The sequence below is a fragment of the Micromonospora sp. WMMA1976 genome (assembly GCF_027497335.1).
Classification (GTDB): domain Bacteria; phylum Actinomycetota; class Actinomycetes; order Mycobacteriales; family Micromonosporaceae; genus Micromonospora; species Micromonospora aurantiaca.
In genome coordinates, this window is record NZ_CP114912.1 from 3,528,056 (window position 1) to 3,548,533 (window position 20,478).

At 73.7% G+C, this 20,478-nt stretch carries 23 protein-coding genes; 14 read left to right on the forward strand and 9 right to left on the reverse strand.

Going from position 1 to position 20,478, the window contains the following annotated elements; all coding sequences use genetic code 11:
* Positions 1–39 precede the first annotated feature (39 nt).
* From O7546_RS16415 to O7546_RS16430, 4 genes are all read left to right on the forward strand, one after another.
* Positions 40–456, forward strand: coding sequence for a MarR family transcriptional regulator (locus O7546_RS16415; RefSeq protein ID WP_194799184.1), 417 nt, complete (start codon positions 40–42; stop codon positions 454–456).
* 72 nt (positions 457–528) lie between these two features.
* Positions 529–897: an SCP2 sterol-binding domain-containing protein gene (locus O7546_RS16420; RefSeq protein WP_269697142.1), complete on the forward strand. Its 369-nt coding sequence runs from the start codon at positions 529–531 to the stop codon at positions 895–897.
* Positions 890–2,977: a glycogen debranching N-terminal domain-containing protein gene (locus O7546_RS16425; protein WP_281599251.1), complete on the forward strand. Its 2,088-nt coding sequence runs from the start codon at positions 890–892 to the stop codon at positions 2,975–2,977. Before O7546_RS16420 ends, O7546_RS16425 begins: the two co-directional genes overlap by 8 nt.
* A 10-nt stretch (positions 2,978–2,987) precedes the next feature.
* Positions 2,988–3,575 carry a cysteine hydrolase gene (locus O7546_RS16430; RefSeq protein ID WP_194799181.1) on the forward strand — a complete coding sequence of 196 codons (588 nt, stop codon included), beginning with the start codon at positions 2,988–2,990 and terminating at the stop codon, positions 3,573–3,575.
* Positions 3,576–3,613: 38 nt separating this feature from the next.
* On the opposite strand, the gene O7546_RS16435 is transcribed toward O7546_RS16430, so the two are convergent.
* The 8 genes from O7546_RS16435 to O7546_RS16470 form a co-directional block, all read right to left on the reverse strand.
* Entirely contained in the window at positions 3,614–4,240 is a 627-nt protein-coding gene (locus tag O7546_RS16435) for a TetR/AcrR family transcriptional regulator (RefSeq protein WP_194799180.1), read from the reverse strand.
* A gap of 90 nt (positions 4,241–4,330) precedes the next feature.
* Positions 4,331–5,602, reverse strand: a complete 1,272-nt coding sequence (locus O7546_RS16440) for an ABC transporter substrate-binding protein (RefSeq protein ID WP_281599254.1) — start codon at positions 5,600–5,602, stop codon at positions 4,331–4,333.
* 52 nt (positions 5,603–5,654) lie between these two features.
* Positions 5,655–6,800, reverse strand: a complete 1,146-nt coding sequence (locus tag O7546_RS16445; RefSeq protein WP_194799178.1) for a branched-chain amino acid ABC transporter permease — start codon at positions 6,798–6,800, stop codon at positions 5,655–5,657.
* Positions 6,797–7,675: a branched-chain amino acid ABC transporter permease gene (locus O7546_RS16450; RefSeq protein ID WP_194799177.1), complete on the reverse strand. Its 879-nt coding sequence runs from the start codon at positions 7,673–7,675 to the stop codon at positions 6,797–6,799. The genes O7546_RS16445 and O7546_RS16450 overlap by 4 nt, the downstream gene beginning before the upstream one ends.
* Before the next feature lie 13 nt (positions 7,676–7,688).
* Entirely contained in the window at positions 7,689–8,405 is a 717-nt protein-coding gene (locus O7546_RS16455; protein WP_194799176.1) for an ABC transporter ATP-binding protein, read from the reverse strand.
* Positions 8,402–9,220 carry an ABC transporter ATP-binding protein gene (locus O7546_RS16460; RefSeq protein ID WP_194799175.1) on the reverse strand — a complete coding sequence of 273 codons (819 nt, stop codon included), beginning with the start codon at positions 9,218–9,220 and terminating at the stop codon, positions 8,402–8,404. Before O7546_RS16460 ends, O7546_RS16455 begins: the two co-directional genes overlap by 4 nt.
* A 141-nt stretch (positions 9,221–9,361) precedes the next feature.
* Complete coding sequence (locus O7546_RS16465) at positions 9,362–10,570, reverse strand: RNA polymerase sigma factor (RefSeq protein WP_194799174.1); 1,209 nt, start codon at positions 10,568–10,570, stop codon at positions 9,362–9,364.
* Entirely contained in the window at positions 10,567–10,917 is a 351-nt protein-coding gene (locus O7546_RS16470; RefSeq protein WP_064445706.1) for a YciI family protein, read from the reverse strand. The genes O7546_RS16465 and O7546_RS16470 overlap by 4 nt, the downstream gene beginning before the upstream one ends.
* A 122-nt stretch (positions 10,918–11,039) precedes the next feature.
* On the opposite strand from O7546_RS16470, the gene O7546_RS16475 reads away from it, so the two are divergent.
* From O7546_RS16475 to O7546_RS16505, 7 genes are all read left to right on the forward strand, one after another.
* Positions 11,040–12,365, forward strand: coding sequence for an NAD(P)/FAD-dependent oxidoreductase (locus O7546_RS16475; protein ID WP_194799173.1), 1,326 nt, complete (start codon positions 11,040–11,042; stop codon positions 12,363–12,365).
* Between the two features lie 126 nt (positions 12,366–12,491).
* The gene (locus O7546_RS16480) at positions 12,492–13,238 is read left to right on the forward strand and encodes a lysozyme (protein ID WP_281599264.1); all 747 of its coding nucleotides are present in this window, start codon (positions 12,492–12,494) and stop codon (positions 13,236–13,238) included.
* Positions 13,239–13,310: 72 nt separating this feature from the next.
* Positions 13,311–13,985, forward strand: coding sequence for a peptidoglycan recognition family protein (locus O7546_RS16485; RefSeq protein WP_281599266.1), 675 nt, complete (start codon positions 13,311–13,313; stop codon positions 13,983–13,985).
* 92 nt (positions 13,986–14,077) lie between these two features.
* Complete coding sequence (locus O7546_RS16490; RefSeq protein WP_194799170.1) at positions 14,078–14,443, forward strand: metalloregulator ArsR/SmtB family transcription factor; 366 nt, start codon at positions 14,078–14,080, stop codon at positions 14,441–14,443.
* On the forward strand, positions 14,440–15,081 hold the full coding sequence (locus O7546_RS16495; RefSeq protein WP_281599269.1) for an SRPBCC family protein: 642 nt from the start codon (positions 14,440–14,442) through the stop codon (positions 15,079–15,081). The genes O7546_RS16490 and O7546_RS16495 overlap by 4 nt, the downstream gene beginning before the upstream one ends.
* A 404-nt stretch (positions 15,082–15,485) precedes the next feature.
* Positions 15,486–16,052 carry an NADAR family protein gene (locus tag O7546_RS16500; protein ID WP_281599271.1) on the forward strand — a complete coding sequence of 189 codons (567 nt, stop codon included), beginning with the start codon at positions 15,486–15,488 and terminating at the stop codon, positions 16,050–16,052.
* Between the two features lie 34 nt (positions 16,053–16,086).
* Positions 16,087–16,596: an NUDIX domain-containing protein gene (locus O7546_RS16505; RefSeq protein ID WP_281599273.1), complete on the forward strand. Its 510-nt coding sequence runs from the start codon at positions 16,087–16,089 to the stop codon at positions 16,594–16,596.
* Between the two features lie 66 nt (positions 16,597–16,662).
* On the opposite strand, the gene O7546_RS16510 is transcribed toward O7546_RS16505, so the two are convergent.
* Positions 16,663–17,829, reverse strand: coding sequence for an LLM class flavin-dependent oxidoreductase (locus tag O7546_RS16510; RefSeq protein WP_281599276.1), 1,167 nt, complete (start codon positions 17,827–17,829; stop codon positions 16,663–16,665).
* Positions 17,830–17,972: 143 nt separating this feature from the next.
* Here O7546_RS16510 and O7546_RS16515 point away from each other — a divergent pair, with 143 nt between their 5' ends.
* Genes O7546_RS16515 through O7546_RS16525 form a run of 3 tightly spaced genes read left to right on the forward strand, consistent with a single transcriptional unit; the run spans position 17,973 to position 20,472 of the window.
* Positions 17,973–18,941: a sulfonate ABC transporter substrate-binding protein gene (locus tag O7546_RS16515; RefSeq protein ID WP_194799165.1), complete on the forward strand. Its 969-nt coding sequence runs from the start codon at positions 17,973–17,975 to the stop codon at positions 18,939–18,941.
* Positions 18,938–19,774, forward strand: a complete 837-nt coding sequence (locus tag O7546_RS16520) for an ABC transporter permease (protein ID WP_194799164.1) — start codon at positions 18,938–18,940, stop codon at positions 19,772–19,774. Before O7546_RS16515 ends, O7546_RS16520 begins: the two co-directional genes overlap by 4 nt.
* Positions 19,747–20,472 (forward strand): ABC transporter ATP-binding protein, encoded by a 726-nt coding sequence (locus O7546_RS16525; protein WP_194799163.1) that lies wholly within the window; start codon positions 19,747–19,749, stop codon positions 20,470–20,472. Before O7546_RS16520 ends, O7546_RS16525 begins: the two co-directional genes overlap by 28 nt.
* The last annotated feature ends 6 nt before the right edge of the window (positions 20,473–20,478 follow it).

The following is a 20,478-nucleotide window of genomic DNA, read 5'->3' on the forward strand; positions in this document are numbered from 1 at the left end:
CATGAGGGAACAACACGAAAGCCTGTTACCGTATTCCCCGTGGACGGCAGCGACGAGAGCCTGGCCGAGACGTTCTGGGCGGTGACCCGGCGGCTGCGGCACCAGACCAAGCGCGCGCTGGAGCCGTGGGAGATCAGCCCCGGGCACGCGCGGGCGCTCGGTGTGCTGATGCGTCACGGCGCGCTGCGGCCCGGCGCGCTCGCCGAGCACCTGCGCATCGCCCCGCGCTCGGCAACCGAGGTGGTCGACGGGTTGCAGGAGCGTGGCCTGGTCGAGCGCCGGCCCGACCCGGCCGACCGGCGGGCCACGCTGGTCGCCCCGACCGCCGAGGGCGAGCGGGTGGGCACGGCGATCCGGCAGGCCCGGGCCACCGAGGCGGAACGGTTCTTCGGCGCACTTTCGCCGGAGGACCGCGGCGAACTGACCCGCATCCTGCGCCGCCTGCGCGAGGACTAGCCCCGATTTCACCCGTTCCGGGTGAGGCGACGGGCCCCCTGGCGGGGAATAGCGCCATCGGGAGGAGGGCCGATGGCCGACGCCACCGAAGAGTTCTTCCGGGGCCTGGGGCAGCGCAGGCAGCGTGGGCTGACAGCGCTCCACGAGGGCACCGTCCGGTTCGACATCGCCGGTGACGGGTCGGTCGACCACTGGCTGGTCTCCATCGCCCGGGGCGAGGTCACCGCGGCACGGCAGGCCACCGGCGGGGACGCGGTCGTCCGGGCGGACCGGGCCGTCTTCGACCGGATCGCCCGGGGCGAGGCGTACTTCCTGACCACCGTCCTGCGCGGCGAGGCCGAGGTGGAGGGCAGCCCCCGGCTGTTCGCGACCGTACGCCGGCTGTTCCCCTCCCCGCCCGGCTCGCGCCCGGAAGGACACCGGGGAGACGAGCATGGGTGACGACCACGTCGGCATCTTCGACGGGACGATCTTCCTGGTCTGCGACCGGGCCGGCGACATCGTCCCGGCGGCCGACGGCACCCACGGCCTGTTCGCCCACGACACCCGCCTGCTGTCCCGGTGGCAGCTCACCATCGACGGCGAGCGGCTCAGCACGCTGTCCATCGACGACATCCAGTACTTCGAGAACCGGTTCTACCTGGTCCCGGGCGCGCAGGACGTCTACGTCAACAGCACGCTCGAGGTGCGCCGCACCCACAGGCTGAACAGCGGACTCCACGAGGAACTGGTCCTGGTCAACAACGACCGGCGAGCCGTCGACCTGACCGTACGGATCGAGGTGGACGCGGACTTCGCGGACCTCTTCGCGGTCAAGGAGGGCACGACGAACCGGGAGGGGCGGCACTACCGGCGGGTCGACGGCCCGCGACTCGTCCTGGGTTACCAGCGCGAACGCTACCGCCGCGAGACGATCGTGTCGGCGACGGCTCCGGCGGAGGTGGACGAGAACGGCCTGACGCTGCGCGTGCACATCGAACCGCACGGCCGGTGGCAGACCCGGCTGACCGCCGAGCCGGACCTCCCCCTGCCCCGCGGGCTGGAACGGCTCAGCCTGCCCGGACGGGTCGAGGGCAACGCCCGGGACAAGCCCGCCGAGCTACGGGAGTGGCTGGACCGGGCGCCGCGACTGGAGACCAGCTGGGGGCCGTTGCAGAACACCTACCGGCAGAGCCTCATCGACCTGGCCGCGCTGCGGTTCAGCCCGTTCCTCGCCGGGACCGGGTGCGTGCTGGCCGCCGGGCTGCCCTGGTTCATGAGCCTGTTCGGCCGCGACAGCATCCTCACCAGCCTCCAGGCGCTGCCGTTCGCACCGGAACTCGCCGCCACCACGCTCACCGTGCTCGCGTTCCGCCAGGGCAGCCGGATCGACGACTTCCGGGAGGAGGAGCCGGGCCGGATCCTGCACGAGATGCGCTACGGCGAGCTGACCGTCTTCGACGAGACGCCGCACAGCCCCTACTTCGGCAGCGCGGACGCCACTCCCCTGTTCCTCGTGCTGCTCGACGAGTACGAGCGGTGGACCGGCGACGCCGCCCTCGTGCGCGCGGTGGAGCAGGAGGCGCGGGCGGCCGTCGACTGGATCGACCACTACGCCGACCGGGCCGGCAACGGCTACGTCTCCTACGAGCGGCGCAACCCGGTGAACGGCCTGGAGAACCAGTGCTGGAAGGACTCCTGGGACGGCATCTCCTACCGCGACGGCCGGCTGCCGGGCTTCCCGCGCGCCACCTGCGAACTCCAGGGGTACGCGTACGACGCGAAGGTGCGCACCGCCCGGCTGGCCCGCGAGATCTGGCACGACGCGGCGTACGCGGACCGGCTGGAGCGGGACGCCGCCGACCTCAAACGCCGCTTCAACCACGACTTCTGGATCGACGACGGCGAGTACATGGCGCTGGCGCTGGACGGCGACGGCAGCAAGGTGGACGCCCTGTCGTCGAACATCGGCCACCTGCTGTGGAGCGGCATCGTCGAGGAGCCGAAGGCCGAGGCCCTGGTGCGGCACCTGATGTCACCGGCGTTGTTCAGCGGCTGGGGTGTCCGCACGCTGGCCGAGGGCGAGGCGCGCTACAACCCGGTCGGCTACCACGTCGGGACCATCTGGCCGTTCGACAACTCGTTCATCGCCTGGGGACTGCGGCGCTACGGGTACGCCGACGAGGCGGCCCGCATCGCGGCCGGCATCCTGGACGCGGCGGCCTTCTACGACGGCCGGCTGCCGGAGGCTTTCGCCGGGCACGCCCGGTCCGAGACCCGCTACCCGATCCGGTATCCGACCGCGTGCAGCCCGCAGGCCTGGTCGGCCGGGGCTCCACTGCTGCTCCTGCGGACGATGCTCGGCCTGCGGCCGGTCGGCGACGATCTCGTGGCCCGGCCCGCCCTGCCTGCTAGCCTCGACTACGTGGCATTGCTCGACGTCCCCGGCCGCTGGGGGCGCCGGGACGCCTTCGGCAGGAGCACCGCCGCCGGCGGCCTGAGCCGCTACGAGCTGGCGCCGCAGCAGCTCTCCGCACCCTGACGGGACCGACATGCAGCGCATCGACTGGGCATACACCGCAGTCGTGGGCGTCCACTGGCAACCCGAGGTGGTCAGCCCCGACGGCGTCTTCGGCGCGTACTTCGCCGACCAGGTGGCCCGGCACGGCGTGGCGGCGAACGCGGCGCGGGTCGCCGCAGCCGCTCGGGCCGCGGGCGGTCTCGTGGTCTTCACCCGGGTCGCCTACCGGCCCGGCTATCCGGACCTGATCGCCAACACCCCGAGCTTCGCGATGATCGCCGAACGCGGGGCGTTCCTGGAGGGCGACCCGAAGACCCGGATCGTCGACGAGGTCGCGCGGCAGCCCGGCGACGTGGTCGTCACCTCCACCCGGCTCGGCGGGTTCACCGGCACCGACCTGGACCTGATCCTGCGCGGCCGGGGCGTGCGGACCGTGGTGCTCACCGGCGTCGCGACGAACCTGGCCGTCGCCTCCACCGCCTACCAGGCGGTCGACAACGGATATCGCATCGTCACCGTCGCCGACGCGTGCACGGCGGCCACCGACGAGCTGCACGACGCCTACCTGAGCACGCTGGGCCAGCTGGGCGAGGTGGCCACCACCGGCGAGGTCGCCTGACCGGCCGCCGGAACGCTCAGCGCGGGCCGGCGGGGCGCTCAGCGCAGGCCGGCGGCGATCGCGTCGACCAGCAGCGCGCCCAGCATGCGCGCCATCACGGCGCGGGCGGTCTCCACGTCGAGCCCCATCGAGTCGCGCATCATCGACCACGAAGACCAGGTGCCGGCCACCGTCAGCGCGTCCAGCAACTGCGCCCGCCCCGGCCCGGCCTGCGCCAGCTCCGGGGCGAACACCGCCTCGATCTCCTGCCGGACCCGGGTGACCGCCGCCTCCCGGTTGCGCCGCAACTGCGGGGAGAACGGCTCCCGCAGCGCCGACGCGCGGGCCGAGGGCGCCAGCACCTCCAGCAGCCGGGCGCGCTGGTCGCAGAACGCGGCGATCCGGGCGGTCAGCGGCAGCTCCGGCGGCACCGGCTGCCAGAGCGCGGCCTGCCGTTCGCCGACCCGCCGCCCGGTCGCGGCGAACAGCGTCTCCATGTCCTTGAAGTTGGTCCAGAGCGTACGCAGCGACACCCCGGCCCGCTCGGCGATCCGTTCCCCGGTGGGCCGCAGGTCACCGGAGTCGATCAGGGCCAGGTGCGCCTCCACGATCGCGGCCCGGGTCCGCTCGGCCCGCGCCGCCCGGCCGTCCACCCGCTCCGGCGGGTCGGCCTCCACCTCGATCATGGGTACGGAATCTCCTGTTGCTCGGGTACCGGCGGCCACTCTACGTGCGTGCCACCGGGCGACCGGCACCCGGCCGCCCGGCGGGACGCCTCAGGCGGTCGGCACCGCGTCGGCGGGCGGGTTCGTCGGCGGCTCGGTGAACTCGGTGACCGCGCCGTCGCCGTCGTCCGTGGTGTACGCAGGGCCGAAGTACTCCTGCACGCCGTTGCTCACCTTGGTGAGCCGCACACCGCCGTAGCCGGCGTGCACGCCGTCGGCGTACCGGAAGGGGACCAGGCCGGGCCCGCGGAAGCCGCCCTTGCGCACGGCCTCGACCAGCTTCTCCCGGGTGGGGTCGGGCCCGGCGGCGAGCATCGACTGCACGAACGTGTACGCCATCGAGTAGCCGTAGATCGCGTTGCCGTCGACCGGGTTGCCCGCGTTGTACTTCTGGTGGATCTTGGTGAACTCCTGGATCCACGGGTTCGCGGTGTCGGCCACGTTCGGCAGGTAGTTGTCGGCCACCATGCCCTCGAGGATCACCTTCTTGTCGCCGAGCTGGGCGGCCAGCGTGGTGTAGTCGGCGCCCACGTTGGAGACCACCCACTGCGCCTTGAAGCCCTGTCCGGCGGCCTGGCCCATGGCGAGCGCGGTGAAGCCGGGGATGGTCGCCGAGATGACCACCTGGCAGCCGGCCGCGCGCAGCGCCCCGATGGCCGGGCCGACCTGCTGATTGGTGGTGGTGTACGTCTGCTTCGCCGCGACCGGGCCGAGGATCTGCTCGACGCCGGCCAGGGAGTCCCTCCCGAAGTCGTCGTTCTGCCCGAAGTGGCAGACCTTCGCGCCGGGGAACTCCTTCTTGACGTAGGTGGCCAGGATCTTGCCCTCGACCGTGTAGTCGGGCTGCCAGCCGAACGTGGTCGGGTACTTGTCCGGATGGTTCCAGTTGCGGCTGCCGGAGGCGACGAACAGGTCCGGCACCTTCTGCGTCTTGACGAACTCCAGCACGTTCGTGTGCGTCGGCGTGCCGAGGCCGCCGAGCAGCGCGAAGACCTTGTCGTCGAGCACCAGCTTGCGAACCACGTTCTCGGTGTTGGCGGGGTTGTAGCCGTCGTCCATGACCTTGTAGACGATCTTCCGGCCGTGCACACCGCCCTTGCTGTTGACGTGCTCGAAGTACGCCTTGGTGGCGGCGGAGATCTTCGAGTAGCCGGGGGCGGCCGGTCCGGTGAGCGGTTGGTGGGTGCCGATGACGACCTCGGAGTCGCTGACGCCGGGGACGTTCTCGGCGGCCTGCTTCTCGTCGTCGGCGCAGGCAGGCAGCGCGGCCAGCAGGGCCAGGCCGGCGGCGGCCGCGAGAACGCGGCGGGTGGTGGGGCGCATGGTTCTCCAATCCGGTGCGACGGTGCGAACGGTGTGGGTGGAACCGGTGAGGTCAGCGGTCCGGCGACCGGCGGGTGGCGGGACGACGGCGGACGGCCCTGCGCAGGCGGGTGGAGAGGGCACGCACCCCGCCCTGGAGGCCGCCCGGGGCGGCGAGCATGACGACGATGAGGATCAGACCGAACACGGCGAGCGCGAGGTTGCCCTCGAGCCGCTGGGTCAGCCCGGCGGAGAGGCTGAGGTGTTCGGTGAGCAGGCCGGGCAGGTCCTGGAGCGCGACCAGCAGCACCGCTCCCCAGACCGCACCGGCCAGGCTGCCCAGCCCGCCGATCACGATCGCCATGAGCAGGAAAAGCGACAGGTCCAGCGGGAACTTGCCGGGCGCGACGGTGGCGGTGAGCATCGCGTACACGCCGCCGCCGAGGCCCGCGCAGGCGGCGCTGACCACGAACGCGAGCACCTGCGTGCGGGCCACCGGGATGCCGGCGAGCCGGGCCGCGACCTCGTCGTCGCGGACCGCCCGCAGGGACCGGCCGAAGCGGCTGCGCACCAGGTTGGCCAGCAGCAGCATGGTGAGCAGCGCGGCGGCCAGCGCGATCCAGGCCAGCCAGCGTTCCGGCTGGAAGTAGGCGCCGAGCGCCGCCGGTGGCGTCGGCGCCGGGAACCGCAGCCCCTGCTCGCCGTTGAACACGCCGGTGAAGATCGTGGTGACCGCCGGGACGAGCGTCGCCACCGCCAGGGTCACGCCGGCCAGGTAGGGGCCGCGCAGCCGGGCCGCGGCCAGCCCGACGACCAGCCCGCCGAGCGCTGTCACCGCGACGGCGACGAGCAGCGACGCCGGCAGCGTCCACCAGCCGCGTACCGCTCGCTCGTCGAGGGCCTGCTGGGTCAGCGCCACGGTGTACGCGCCGGTGGCCATCAACGCGCCGTGCCCGAGCGAGAGCTGGCCGTTGAGTCCGACCAGGACGGTGTGCCCGGCGGTGACGCAGAGGAACGCGCAGACGCGCGCCACCTGGAGGTTCTGGTACGGCGCGAGCTGGTTGGTCACCAGCACCACGAGCGTGCCGGCGAACACCGCGAGCGCCAGGTGGCGCAGCAGCGTGGAGCCGCGCGCCTCGCGTCCGGCGGGGGCGCCGGGGAGCAGCCGCCGCAGCGGGGACGGCGCGGCGGGCGCGATCTCGGTGGGGGTGCTCGTCACACGTGCCTCGCTCTCGCCGCGGAGAAGAGCCCGCCGGGGCGGACCAGCAGGACGGACAGCAGCAACACCAGGACGGCCAGCGGGGTGGTGTCCGGTCCCAGGTAGCCGGTGACGTAGGACAGGATCAGCCCGACCAGCAGGCCGCCGACCACCGCGCCCACCGGGCTGTCCAGGCCGCCGACCACGGCGGCGGTGAACGCGACCACGAAGACCAGGTCCATGGCGTGCGAGTGCAGGCCGAGTCCGGTGGGGACGACGAGCATGCCGGCGAGTGCGCCGACCCCGGCGGCGAGCGCCCAGCCCAGCGTGAGCATCCGGCCGACGCTGACGCCGAGCAGCCGGGACACCTCGGGCGCGAACGCGGCGGCCCGCATCCGCAACCCCACCGGGGTACGGGTGAACAACAGCGCGAGCAGCGCCACCACTGTGAGCGCCGCGCCGAGCACCCACAGGTCGTACGGGGACAGCGCGGCCACCCCGCCGATGGTGAGCGCGTCGGTGTCGAACGGCGCAGGCGCGGGCCGGTAGTCGTTGCCGAAGACCATGCCGAGCACCGCCTGGATGACGAGCACCAGGCCGAGCGCGACGATCACCTGGTTGAGCGGGCCGCCGGGGCCGGCGAACCGCATCAGCACCCGCTCCACGAGCGCGCCCAGGGCCAGTCCGGACAGGATCGCGGCGGCCAGGCCCAGCCAGTACGAGCCGGTGGCGGACACGACCGCGTACCCGACGTAGGCGGTGGCCACGGCCATCGCGCCCTGGGCGAAGTTGACCACCCGGGCGGCCCGCCAGATGAGCACCAGCGCGAGCGCGAACGCCGCGTAGACCGCCCCGGAGGCGAGCCCGTCGAAGGTGAGGAACCAGAACCGCTCCATCCGCGACCCCTTCCTAGAATCCGAGGTACGCGTGCCGGAGCTGGTCGTCGTCGCGCAGCCGGGCGGCCGGCGCGGCCGTCACCACCCGCCCGAGCGACATGACGATGCCCTGGTCGGCGACGGACAGCGCGGAGCGCACGTTCTGCTCGACGAGCAGCACGGTGAGCCCCCGCTCGTCGCGCAGCCGCCGCAGCAGCGCCATGATCTGCGCGGCCACCTTGGGCGCCAGGCCCAGCGACGGCTCGTCGAGCAGCAGCAGGCGGGGCCGGGCGATCAGCGCGCGGCCGATCGCGAGCATCTGCCGTTCCCCACCGGAGAGCTGGTGCCCGGCGTGGTCGCGGCGGCGGGCCAGCGCGGGGAACAGCTCGTACACCTCGTCCTGCGCGCGCCGGGCGTCGGCCCGGTCGCGCCGCCACAGCCCGCCCAGGCGCAGGTTCTCCGCCACTGTCAGCTCGGTCACCACGCCGCGGCCCTCGGGCACGTGTGCCAGGCCGCGCCGGACCAGGTGTTCCACCCGGACGCCGCGCAGGTCCTCGCCCGCGTACCGGACCCGGCCGGCGGTGGGCCGCAGCAGACCCGAGAGGGTCCGCAGCAGCGTGGTCTTCCCCGCGCCGTTGGCGCCGAGCACGGCGGTGACGGTGCCGGCCGGGACGGTGAAAGCGACGTCGCGCAGCACCGGCACGGGCCCGTAGCCGCAACTGAGCGCCTCCACCTCCAGCACGGCGGTCACGACGCGCTCCCGGTCGGCTCGGCCGGCACGTCGGCACCCAGGTACGCCTCGGTGACCCGGGGGTCGTCGCGGATGCGCTCCGGCGGCCCGGCCGCGATCACCTTGCCGAAGTCGAGCACCACCAGCTCGTGGCAGACCGACATGACCAGGTCCATGTGGTGCTCGACGAGCAGCACGGCGCAGCCGTCGTCGCGTCCGGGCAGCGCGCGGACCAGGTCGGCCAGTTCGGCCACGTCGTCGGCGCCGAGACCGCCGGCCGGTTCGTCGAGCAGCAGCAGCCGGGGCCGGGCGATCAGCGCGCGGGCCAGCGCGACTCGCTTGCGCACCGGGTACGGCAGGGTCGCGGGCGCCGCGTCGGCGTACTTCTCGATGCCCAGCTCGGTGAGCAGGTCCAGCGCCCGGGCGCGCAGCCGCCGTTCGTCGTTGTCGCTGCGGGGCAGGCCGAACAGGGCGGCGGTGAAGCCTGCGCGGGCGGTGTGGCTGGCACCGGCGACCACGTTCTCCAGCACGCTCAGCCCGGCGAACAGGCCGACGCCCTGGAGGGTGCGGGCGATGCCGAGGCGGGTGAGGGCGTGCGGGCGGGGCCGGAACGGCCGCCCGTCGAGGGTGAGCGAGCCCTCGGTCGGCCGGACGAAGCCGCAGACCACGTTGAACAGCGTGGTCTTGCCGGCGCCGTTGGGGCCGATCACGCCGACGATCCGGCCGGGCGGCACCCGCAGCGAGACGTCGTCGAGGGCGACCAGGCCGCCGAAGCGTACGCCGACGTGGTGCAGCGCCAGGCCCGGTTCGTCGGTGGCTGTGGCCGGTGGGCTCATCGTCACCTCGTGCCGGTCGACGGAGCGCGGAAAGACTAATTACATCGGGAGTGTACTTTTCTCTGCCGCCGCGTCAATGCCCAGGCAATCGCCGCTCGCTTCTGGGGCGTTGCCGGCCTCCTACGTGCACTGTCGGTGTGATCATCCCGGCATACGGTCGCGGGCGCGGCGCAGGAACGTCTGCTCCGCCGCGTTGCCGGTGCCGGCGATCGCCGCGTCGTACGCCGTCCGCGCCTGCGCCGGGCGGTTCAGCCGGCGCAGCAGGTCGGCCCGGATCGCGTGCCACACGTGGTAGCCGGCCAGGTCCAGACGCTCCACCTCGGCCAGTCCCGCCGCCGGTCCGCGTACCTCGGCCAGGGCGACCGCCCGGTTCAGCGCGACCACCGGCCCGGGCGCGACGGCGGCGAGCTGGTCGTAGAGCGCGAGGATCTGTCCCCAGTCGGTGGCGGCGGCGGTGGGCGCGTCCGCGTGCACCGCGCCGATCGCGGCCTGGATCTGATACGGGCCGGGCCGGCCCCGCCGCAGGCACCGGCGGACCAGGTCCTGCCCCTCGGCGATCAGCTCCCGGTCCCACCGGCCACGGTCCTGCTCGGACAGCGACACCGGCACGCCGTCCGGGCCGGTACGGGCAGCGCGGCGCGCCTCGGTGAGCAGCATCAGCGCGAGCAGGCCGAGCGCCTCCGGCTCGTCCGGCATCAACGTCACCAGCAGCCGGCCCAGCCGGATCGCCTCGGCGCCCAGCTCGGCGCGGCCCAGCCGCTCCCCCGCGCTCGCCGTGTGCCCCTCGTTGAAGATCAGGTACACCACGGCGAGGACCCCGCGCAGCCGGTCCGGCAGGTCGGCGTCGCGCGGCACCCGGTACGGGATACCGGCGTCGCGGATCTTCGCCTTGGCCCGGACCAGGCGCTGCGACATGGTGGGCTCCGGCACCAGGAAGGCGCGCGCGATCTCGGCGGTGCTCAGGCCGCCGAGCAGGCGCAGCGTCAGCGCCACCCGGGCGGGAGCGGCGAGCGCCGGGTGGCAGCAGGTGAAGATCAGGCGCAGGCGGTCGTCGGGCACGGGCCCCTCCTCGGCGGGCGGGTCGTCGTCGGCGTGCAGCAGGGCGGCCTCGGCGTGCCGGGCGGCCCGGGTCGCCTCGCGCCGCAGCCTGTCGATCGCGCGGTTGCGGGCGGTGGTGATGATCCAACCGGCCGGGCTGGCCGGCGGCCCGTCGGCGGCCCACCGCGACACGGCGACGGTGAACGCCTCCTGGACCGCCTCCTCGGCGAGGTCGATGTCGCCGAGGAGGCGGACCAGGACGGCTACCGCGCGGCCGTACTCGGCCCGGAAGACCCGTTCGACGTCGGTCATCCCTCGCCCTGGAACGGGCGGACCTCGATCGGCAGCGTGGTCGCGAGGGCGTAGCGGCGGCCCCAGTCCAGCGCGGCGTCCAGGTCGGGCGCCCGGATGATGGTGACGCCGCCCAGGTACTCCTTGCCCTCGGCGAACGGCCCGTCGGTGACCAGTACCTCGTCACCGGCCGGGCGCAGCACGGTGGCGGTCTGCGGGTCGTGCAGGCCGTTGCCGAACACCCAGCACCCCGCCTCCCGCAGGTCCCGGCCGATGGCCTCGACCTCGCGCATCACCCCGGCCAGGAACTCCGGGTCGGGACGGCCCTGACCGGCCGGCTGGTACATGCTGATCAGGTACTGCTTCATCGGTGTCTCCTCACCGCCGGGGACGGCCCCGCGCCGCCCTCTCACCCTCCACACGAACGACTGATGCCGGTTTCGACACGCCGGGCCGGGTGAATCCGGCCGGGAGCGGGGTACGCCGTTGCGTGCGCCGTCACCGGGTCGTCGTCGTGGGCGCCGGGTTCTCCGGTCTGGCCTGCGCGCTCGCACTGGACGCGGCGGGCGCCGAGGTACGGGTGCTGGAGGCGCGGGACCGGGTGGGCGGCCGGACGCGCAGCCGCCCGCTACCAGACGGCGGCTGGCTGGATCTCGGCGCGCAGTGGATCGGCCCGACCCAGGACCGGATGTACGCGCTCGTCGCCGCGTACGGCCTGACCACCTTCCCCTCCCCCGCGCAGGGTGCGGCGGCGCTGCTGCTCGGCGGACGTCCGGCCACCGGCGAGCCGCCGGGGCTGTCCGCGCTGCTGGGCACGCTCGACGAGATGGCGGGCACGCTCGACCCGGCCGCGCCGTGGCGGGCCGCCGAGGCGGCACTGTGGGACCGGATCACGTTCGGCGGCTGGCTCGACGCGAGCGCGGCCGGCCCGGTCACCGCCGGATACGCGGGCCGGATGCTCGCCGGTGGCCTGCTGGCCGCCTCGGCGGACGAGGTCTCGCTGCTGCACATGCTGTTCTACCTGCGCAGCGGCGGCGGCACCCGGTCGCTGCTGCGCATGGCCGGTGGCGCCCAGCAGGACCGGATCGCCGGTGGTCCGGCCGCGCTGGCCGAGCGGATGGCCGCCGCGCTGCCGCCGGGGAGCCTGTGCCTGCACGCCCCGGTGGACGGCGTCGCGCAGGACGGCGACGGCGTGCGGGTGCGCGCCGGCGGCGAGACCTACCGCGGCGACGCGGTGGTGGTCGCGCTGGCACCGACGCTGGCCGGGCGCATCCGGTACGACCCGCCGCTGCCCCCGCTGCGCGACGGGCTGACCCAGCGGATGCCGATGGGTGTGGCGCTCAAGGTGCACGCGCTCTACCCGGAGCCGTTCTGGCGCGCCGACGGCCGCTCCGGCGTGTCCAGCACCGACACCGGGCCGCTCACCGAGACGGTGGACAACTCGCTGCCGGACGCGCCGGGCGGGGTGCTCACCGCGTTCAGCTACGGCGCGCAGGCCCGGGCGCTGCGCCGGCTTCCGCCAGACGCCCGCCGGGACGCGCTGTGCGAGGCGCTCGCCGCGATCTTCGGCCCGGCCGCCGCGCACCCCGACGACCTCGTCGAGTACGACTGGTCGGCGGACGAGTGGACGCGCGGCTGCTTCTGCGGTGTCCTGCCACCCGGCGCGTGGTGCGCGTACGGCCCGGAACTGCGGACGCCGGTGGGCCGGGTGCACTGGGCCGGCACCGAGACCGCGACCCGGTGGAGCGGCTATCTGGAGGGCGCGGTGACCGCCGGCGAGCGCGCCGCCGCCGAGGTGCTCGCCCAGCTCGGCTGAGCACCCGATTCAGTGAGATTCTTCGATGCAGTCTATTGAAAAGTTTCTCCGCCCTGTGCCCTAATGACGACAGTTCCTTTCGTCATACTCCCGCCGCCGAAGCGCGGCAACCCCCAGGGAGGACAGATGCACAGATCGATCCGATCGGCGCTGCGCGCGGCCGGAGCCGCACTGCTCGTCACCGTCACCGTCGCCGCCGCGACCCTGACCGGGGCGGCCCCCGCCGGCGCCGCCCCGGCCGGGCTACCCGGCATGGACGTCTCCAGCTACCAGGGCAACGTGAACTGGTCCGGAGCGTGGGCCAACGGCGCCCGGTTCGCCTACGTCAAGGCGACCGAGGGCACCTACTACACCAACCCGTACTTCGCCCAGCAGTACAACGGCTCGTACAACGTCGGGATGATCCGCGGCTCGTACCACTTCGCCCGCCCCGACACCACCAGCGGCGCCACCCAGGCCAACTACTTCGTCGACCACGGCGGCGGCTGGTCGAAGGACGGGCGGACGCTGCCCGGCGCGCTGGACATCGAGTACAACCCGTACGGCGCGACCTGCTACGGCCTGAGCCAGGCGTCGATGCGCAGCTGGATCGCCTCGTTCGTCAACCAGTACCACGCCCGCACCGGCCGGTGGGCCACCATCTACACCACCACCGACTGGTGGAGCACCTGCACCGGTAACACCTCGCAGTTCGCCGCAAACAACCCACTGTGGATCGCCCGCTACTCCAGCAGCGTCGGCACGCTGCCGGCGGGCTGGGGCACGTACTCGTTCTGGCAGTGGTCCTCCTCCGGGGTCTTCCCCGGTGACCAGAACGTGTGGAACGGCTCGCTCGACCGGCTGCGCGTCCTGGCCTGCAACGGACCCTGCTGAGACCGGCCCGGGCGTGGCGGGCGGTGCCGGTCCCGCCACGCCCGGCCGCCCCTCTCTCCCGAGGAGGTTGCGATGTCCCTTCCCGTACCCCGGCGGACCGTGCTGCGCGGCGCGGTCCTGCTCGGCGCCGCCGCCGGCGTCGGCGCGCTGACCCAGATCGGCTCCGGCCCCGGCGCGCGGGCCGCCGCCACCCGGGTCGACCAGCCGACCATCGCCAACTGCGCGACCTGGGGCGCCCGCCCGCCCTCGTCGCCGGTGAGCGTGGTGACCAGCCGGCCCAACAAGATCATCGTCCACCACACGGCGTTCCCGAACACCACCGACTACAGCCTCGCCCAGGCGTACCGCAACTCCCGCGACATCCAGGACCTGCACATGGACGGCAACGGCTGGCTCGACTCCGGGCAGCACTTCACCAACAGCCGGGGCGGCTACCTGACCGAGGGCCGGCACGGCAGCCTCTACGCGCTGCTGCACGGTCAGACGATGGTGCAGGGCGCGCACTGCGTCGGGCAGAACAGCCAGGCCATCGGCATCGAGAACGACGGCATCTACCTGGACGTGCAGCCGCCGCAGGCGCTCTGGAACAGCCTCGTCACGTTCTGCGCGTTCACCTGCGAGCAGTACGGCATCGCGCCCACCGAGATCTACGGGCACAAGGACTTCAACGACACGCAGTGCCCGGGCCTGCTGCACGACCGCCTGCCGGAGCTGCGCCGTACCGTCGCCGCCCGTCTGGGCGGCTGACCCACGGGGGTACGCGGGGCGCCCGGGTGCGACGGGCGCCCCGCGACGCGTCAGTCCTCGCTTATATAAGCTACCCGTGATACAAAGGGGTCGTGCACGCCTTCGACGTTCTCGGCGACCCGGTCCGCCGCCGGATCCTGGAGCTGCTCGCCGACGGCGAGCAGCCCGCCGGCGCGCTCGGCGAGACCGTGCGGCGCGAGTTCGGCATCAGCCAGCCCGCCGTCTCCCAGCACCTCAAGGTGCTGCGCGACCACGGCTTCACCACGGTACGCGCCCAGGGCACCCGCCGCCTCTACGCCGTGGATCCCGGCCCGCTGCGCGAGATCGACGCGTGGCTGGACGGGTTCCGCCGCTTCTGGACGCCACCACTGGCGGCGCTCGCCACCGAGCTGGCCCGGGGCCGCCGCGAACGACGGCTGCGCGAGGACACCACAGACGACGAGAGGACCGAACCATGATCGACGTGACCGGACAGATCAGCGCCGTCGAGCGCCGCATCGGCGACCGCACGCTCCCCGCCGGGCAGGCGCGGGTGCTCACCATCGCCCAGACGTACGACGCACCCGTCGCCGACGTCTTCGACGCCTGCACCAACCCGGAACGGATACCCCGCTGGTTCCTGCCGGTCTCCGGTGACCTGAGCCTCGGCGGCCGGTACCAGCTGGAGGGCAACGCCGGCGGCACCGTCGAACGCTGCGATCCGCCGCACGGCTTCGCCGCCACCTGGGAGTTCGGCGGCGAGGTGAGCTGGATCGAGGTGCGGCTGCGCGAGGCCGGTCCGGGGCGTACCCGCTTGGAGCTGGAACACGTCGCGCACGTCGACGACCAGCGGTGGGCCGAGTACGGTCCGGGCGCGGTCGGCATCGGCTGGGACCTGGCGCTGGTCGGGCTGGCCTCCCACTTCGCCGCCGACGGCACGGGCGTCGATCCGGCCACCGCAGCCGAGTGGATGGCCTCACCCGAGGGCCTGCGCTTCGTCACCGAGTCGAGCAACAGCTGGACAAGGGCGAGCATCGAGTCCGGCACCCCCACCGAGCAGGCACAAACCGCAGGCACCCGAGTAACCGCGTTCTACACAGGCGCCCCCACTCCCTAACCCTCCCGCCCTCGCCTCGCCTCGCAGATCTTGCAGTTCGGGCCCTTGTGATGCCCCTTTCCGCCTGGATTGCGGGGCACTAAAGCGCAAGATCGGCGAGGACCACGGGGCGCGGTGGAGAGTTGGCGCCCGCCCCGGCGAGAGATCTTGGTAGGAAATGGTCCCTACAGGGGCCTCTTCCTACCAAGATCTCTCGCGATCCCGGGATACGGAACGCGTTTCCCTCGGCGTGGGACGTCGCGCCTCGTGAGGCGGGTAGGAGGCAGGCTTCGGGCGACTGCGTCGACGGGTGACGCGCGACGGGCCGCGAGACGGTCAACGTCGGTGCGCGGGAGGCGCGCGGTGCCTTGCCGGGGGCGAAAAGCGGCGGTGGGATGTCGGTGGGTTCGGGCAGACTGCGGGGCATGTCGATCCGTACCGTCGCCGACCTGACCGCCGCGCTCGACGCCGGTCGGACGGTCAAGTACCTGCACTTCTGGGGGCACCGGCCACGGCCTGACGGCAGCATCGGCGCGAGCTGCCTGAGCCAGTGGTGGCCGGCGGCGTTCACTGTGGACGGCCGGGAGTTCGCCACCGCCGAGCACTGGATGATGTGGCACAAGGCGACCCTCTTCGGTGACCACGCGATCGCCGAACGCGTGCTGGCGGCCGGGCATCCGCACCGGGCGAAGGCGCTCGGCCGGCAGGTCCGCGACTTCGACGAGGCGACCTGGGTGGCCCGCCGGTACGAGATCGTGGTGGCCGGCAGCATCGCCAAGTTCGGCCGGCACGAGCCGTTGCGGCGGTTCCTGATCGGCACCGGCGACCGGGTGCTCGTCGAGGCCAGCCCGACCGACCGGGTCTGGGGCATCGGCCTGACCGCCGACGATCCGCGCGCCGACGACCCGGCGACCTGGCGGGGCGACAACCTCCTGGGGTTCGCCCTGATGGAGGCGCGCGCCGCGCTCGTCGCCCCGAGGGGTGACGCCTGACCTCGGGCGACAGGTGCGGGTAACGTGCTGCGGCGTGACCGCGTACTCGCACTGCTCGTTCTGCGGCGCGGCCTACCCGGCGGGCGCCGGGTGGCCGCGTGTCTGTTCCTCCTGCGGGGAGACGGTGTGGCGTAATCCGCTGCCGGTGGCGGTGGCGGTGCTGCCGGTCCGCACGCCGCAGGGGCTCGGGGTGGTGGTGGTGCGCCGCGACATCGAGCCGGCGCGTGGGCAGCTCGCGCTGCCGGGCGGCTTCATCGAGTACGGCGAGGAGTGGTCCGAGGCGCTCGTCCGTGAGCTACGCGAGGAGACCGGGCTGCGAGCCGAGGCCGCCGAGGCGCGCCTGTTCGCGGTGCACGGCGCCCCGGCCGGCGGCACCATGATGGTCTTCGGGGTGCTGCCCGAGCGGCCGGTCGGCGACCTGCCGCCGTCGGCGCCGACCGAGGAGGCCACCGAGTGGCTGGTGCTCACCGATCCGGTCGAGCTGGCCTTCTCCACGCACACCCGGGTGCTTGCCGACTTCCTCGCCGGGCAACGCCCGCTCTGACCGGACCGAGCACGGCAGTGGCCGCCGTCGCCACACCACACAGCGGCGGCCACGAATCCGCGACGGTCAGCCGCGGGCCGGGACGGGCTGGGGTGAGAACGGCACGGCGGCCGGCGCCTCGGCCTCCGGCTCACCGGCCGGGTGCCGCCACAGCCCGCGCCGCCGCAGGATCGGCAGCACGCCCTCGCCGAACCAGTACGCCTCCTCCAGGTGCGGGTGGCCGGAGAGGATGAACTCGTCCAGGCCGAGCGCGTGGTACTCGGCGATCCGGTCGGCGACCTCGGTGTGGCTGCCGACGAGTGCGGTGCCCGCGCCGCCGCGTACCAGCCCGAATCCGGCCCACAGGTTCGGCGAGACCTCCAGCCCGTCGCGGGAGCCGCCGTGCAGGTCGAGCATCCGCCGCTGCCCCTCGGACTCGCTGCGCCGCAGCCCTTCCTGCACGGCGCGCACGTCGGCCTCGGGGATGCCGTCGAGCAGCTTGCGTGCCTGGGCCCACGCCTCCTCGGCGGTGTCCCGGCTGATCACGTGCAGCCGGATGCCGTACCGCAGCTCGCGACCGGCCTCAGCGGCGAGCCCGCGGATCCAGTCCAGCTTGCCGGCCACCTGCGCGGGCGGTTCGCCCCAGGTCAGGTACACGTCGCTGTGCCGGACCGCCACCGGCCCGGCCGCGCCGGACGACCCGCCGAAGTAGACCGGCGGCACCGGGTCGGGCACCCGGCTGAGCCGGGCGCCCTCGACCCGCACGTGGGCGCCGTCGTGGTCGACCGTCTCGCCGCGCCACAGCGCCCGCACCACGTGCAGGAACTCGTCGGTACGCGCGTAGCGGGCGTCCTTGTCCAGGAAGTCGCCGTACGCGCGCTGCTCGGCGGACTCGCCGCCGGTGACCACGTTGAGCAGCAGCCGCCCGCCGGACAGGCGCTGGAACGTGGACGCCATCTGCGCGGCGAGGGTGGGTGAGAGCAGGCCGGGCCGGAACGCGACGAGGAATTTCAGCCGCTCGGTCACCTCGGTGAGCATGGCGGTGGTCAGCCAGGCGTCCTCGCACCAGGCGCCGGTCGGGGTGAGCGCCCCGGCGAAGCCGAGCTGTTCGGCGGTGCGGGCGATCTGCCCCAGGTACGCGACGCTGGCCGGTCGCGCGCCACCGGCCGTGCCGACCGGCACGCCGTGACCGCCGCCCACGATGTCCCGGCTGTCGCCGTAGGTCGGCAGGAACCAGTGGAAGGTGAGCGACATGGTGTACCTCCGGTGCGTGGTCGGACGGGCCGCCTCCTGAGTGGTGGGACGACCACGCCGACACACTACCCATAAAACCTATCGGGTTGGTAGGTTGCTGTCGCCCGCCGACGGCCGGGCCCATCCCTCCCCGAGGAGTCGCCATGCGTACCCCCAGATCGCGCCGCCGGCCGGTGGCCGCGCTGCTCACCACCCTCGCGCTGCTCGCCGCGACGGCGCTGACGGCCTGCGGCGGCGAGGCGGCCGACGCCAGCGGCGGCGACGGTCCGCTGCGGATCGGCTATCAGCGCTTCGGCGGGCTCAGCCTGGTCAAGGCGCGCGGCGACGCGAAGAACGTCACCTGGTCGCTGTTCGAGAGCGGCCCGGCCCTGACCGAGGCGCTCAAGGCCGGCTCGATCGACATCGGCCAGGTCGGCGAGGCGCCGCCGGTGTTCGCCGCCGCCGGGAAGATCCCCTTCTCCGTGATCGGCACGTCGGCGCCGATCCCGCAGGGCGAGGCGGTGCTGGTCAAGGCGGACAGCCCGTACCGCGGCTTCACCGACCTGCGCGGGAGGACGGTCGCGCTGAACAAGGGCTCCAACGTGCACTGGCTGCTGGTGAAGCTGCTGGAGGCGAACAGGATGACGCTCGCCGACATCAAGGTGAAGTACCTCAAGCCCGCCGAGGGGCGGCCCGCGTTCGACAACGGGCAGGTCGACGCGTGGATCATCTGGGATCCCTACTTCGCGCTGGCCGAACAGCCCGGCGTACGGGTACTGGCCGACGCCACCGGCCTGGCCGGCAACCGCGAGTACGTGCTGGCCGCACCGGACGCGGTGAAGAACCGCACCGACGACGTACGCGCGTTCCTGGACACGTACCGGCAGACCACCGACTGGGGCATCGCCCACCCGGGCGAGCGGGCCGCCGTCCTCGCACCGGAGCTGAAGATCCCGCTCGACGTGACCACCCGGGCGCTGGCCCGCAGCGCCAAGCCGCTCGCCCCGGTCACCCCGGAGATCGGCGCGGAGTTGCAGGCCATCGCGGACAGCTTCGTGGAGCTGAAGCTCGTGCCCGGACCGGTCGACATCGCCGGACGGGTGGACGGCCGGTTCAACGAGGCGTTCCAGTGAGCGGTCCGGCGCTGGCCGAGGCCGCCCCTGCTCTCGTACCCGATCGGGTGTCGCCGCGGCGGTCGCGGGCCCGCGCGTCGCTGCGGTGGCGGCGCGCGGTGAGCCCGGTCGTGCTGGTGCTCGCCTGGGAGGTCGCCGCGCGGACCGGGCTGCTCGCCCCGGAGAAGCTGCCGGCGCCCAGCGCGGTGCTGGCAACCGGGTGGCGGCTGGCGCGCGACGGGACGCTCGGCGTGCACCTGCTCGACTCGCTCACCCGCGCCGCCCTCGGCCTGCTCATCGGCGGCGGCCTGGCGCTGGTGCTCGGCGCGGCGGCCGGGCTGCTGCGCCTCGGCGACGACCTGGTCGACCCGCCGGTGCAGATGGCCCGGATGCTGCCGCACCTGGGCCTGGTCCCGCTGCTGATCATCTGGGTCGGCATCGGCGAGTCGCTGAAGGTCACGCTGGTCGCGCTCGGCGCGTTCTTCCCGATCTACTTCAACACGTACGCCGGCATCCGCGACATCGACGAACGCCTGGTGGAGGCGGCGCGCACCTGCGGTCTCGGCGCGGCGGCCCGGCTGCGGCACGTGGTGCTGCCCGGCGCGCTGCCGTCGCTGTTCCTCGGGCTGCGGCTGGCCATCGGCGCGGCCTGGCTGAGCCTGGTCGTCGGTGAGCAGGTGAACGCGCAGACCGGCGTCGGGTTCCTGATGATGGAGGCGCGCGAGTTCAGCCAGACCGACGTGGTGGTGCTCGGCCTGCTCATCTACGCGCTGCTGGGCCTCGCCTCCGACCTGCTCATCCGGTACGCGGAGAGGAGGACGCTGGCGTGGCGACGCGGACTGCGCGCGACCTGACCGGGCCGGTGCTCACCGCGCGGGCGGTGACCCGGTCCTTCGGCCCGGCCGTGGTGCTGGCCGGGGTGGACCTGACCATCGCCGCCGGGGAGACGGTGGCGCTGCTCGGCGGCAGCGGATCCGGCAAGAGCACGCTGCTGCGCGTGCTGGCCGGGCTCGACGGCGACGCGGGCGGCGAGCACGCGGTGCACGGCACCGCCGCCGTCGTGTTCCAGGAGCACCGGCTGCTGCCGTGGAAGCGGGTCGCCGACAACGTGGCGCTCGGCCTGACCGGGCCGGACGTGAACGACCGGGTCGGTCGCGCGCTGGCCGAGGTCGGGCTCGCCGGCCGGGGCCGGGCCTGGCCCGCCGAGCTGTCCGGCGGGCAGGCGCAGCGCGTCGCGGTGGCCCGCGCGCTGGTCCGCGAACCGGACCTGCTGCTGCTGGACGAGCCCTTCGGCGCACTCGACGCGCTGACCAGGCTGCGCATGCAGGGGCTGCTGCGGCGGCTGCGCGCCCAGCACGGCTTCGCCGCACTGCTCGTCACACACGACGTGGAGGAGGCGCTGCTGCTGGCCGACCGCGTACTGCTCCTCGACGACGGCGTGATCGCCGAGGAGGTGCCGGTACGCCTCGGCCCCACCCCGAGCCCCGACGACCCGGCCCTCGGCGCGCTGCGCCGCCACCTGCTCGACCGCCTCGGCGTACCCGCCGGCTGACCGCGA

What these genes read in the sequence shown, in the direction of transcription:
- O7546_RS16495 (WP_281599269.1), top strand. Translation starts at nt 14,440, where the DNA reads ATGATCGACGTGACCGGACAGATCAGCGCCGTCGAGCGCCGCATCGGC.
- O7546_RS16430 (WP_194799181.1), top strand. Translation starts at nt 2,988, where the DNA reads ATGCAGCGCATCGACTGGGCATACACCGCAGTCGTGGGCGTCCACTGG.
- O7546_RS16500 (WP_281599271.1), top strand. Translation starts at nt 15,486, where the DNA reads ATGTCGATCCGTACCGTCGCCGACCTGACCGCCGCGCTCGACGCCGGT.
- O7546_RS16420 (WP_269697142.1), top strand. Translation starts at nt 529, where the DNA reads ATGGCCGACGCCACCGAAGAGTTCTTCCGGGGCCTGGGGCAGCGCAGG.
- O7546_RS16510 (WP_281599276.1), bottom strand. Translation starts at nt 17,829, where the DNA reads ATGTCGCTCACCTTCCACTGGTTCCTGCCGACCTACGGCGACAGCCGG.
- O7546_RS16485 (WP_281599266.1), top strand. Translation starts at nt 13,311, where the DNA reads ATGTCCCTTCCCGTACCCCGGCGGACCGTGCTGCGCGGCGCGGTCCTG.
- O7546_RS16435 (WP_194799180.1), bottom strand. Translation starts at nt 4,240, where the DNA reads ATGATCGAGGTGGAGGCCGACCCGCCGGAGCGGGTGGACGGCCGGGCG.
- O7546_RS16470 (WP_064445706.1), bottom strand. Translation starts at nt 10,917, where the DNA reads ATGAAGCAGTACCTGATCAGCATGTACCAGCCGGCCGGTCAGGGCCGT.
- O7546_RS16425 (WP_281599251.1), top strand. Translation starts at nt 890, where the DNA reads ATGGGTGACGACCACGTCGGCATCTTCGACGGGACGATCTTCCTGGTC.
- O7546_RS16460 (WP_194799175.1), bottom strand. Translation starts at nt 9,220, where the DNA reads ATGAGCCCACCGGCCACAGCCACCGACGAACCGGGCCTGGCGCTGCAC.
- O7546_RS16465 (WP_194799174.1), bottom strand. Translation starts at nt 10,570, where the DNA reads ATGACCGACGTCGAACGGGTCTTCCGGGCCGAGTACGGCCGCGCGGTA.
- O7546_RS16440 (WP_281599254.1), bottom strand. Translation starts at nt 5,602, where the DNA reads ATGCGCCCCACCACCCGCCGCGTTCTCGCGGCCGCCGCCGGCCTGGCC.
- O7546_RS16450 (WP_194799177.1), bottom strand. Translation starts at nt 7,675, where the DNA reads ATGGAGCGGTTCTGGTTCCTCACCTTCGACGGGCTCGCCTCCGGGGCG.
- O7546_RS16480 (WP_281599264.1), top strand. Translation starts at nt 12,492, where the DNA reads ATGCACAGATCGATCCGATCGGCGCTGCGCGCGGCCGGAGCCGCACTG.
- O7546_RS16515 (WP_194799165.1), top strand. Translation starts at nt 17,973, where the DNA reads ATGCGTACCCCCAGATCGCGCCGCCGGCCGGTGGCCGCGCTGCTCACC.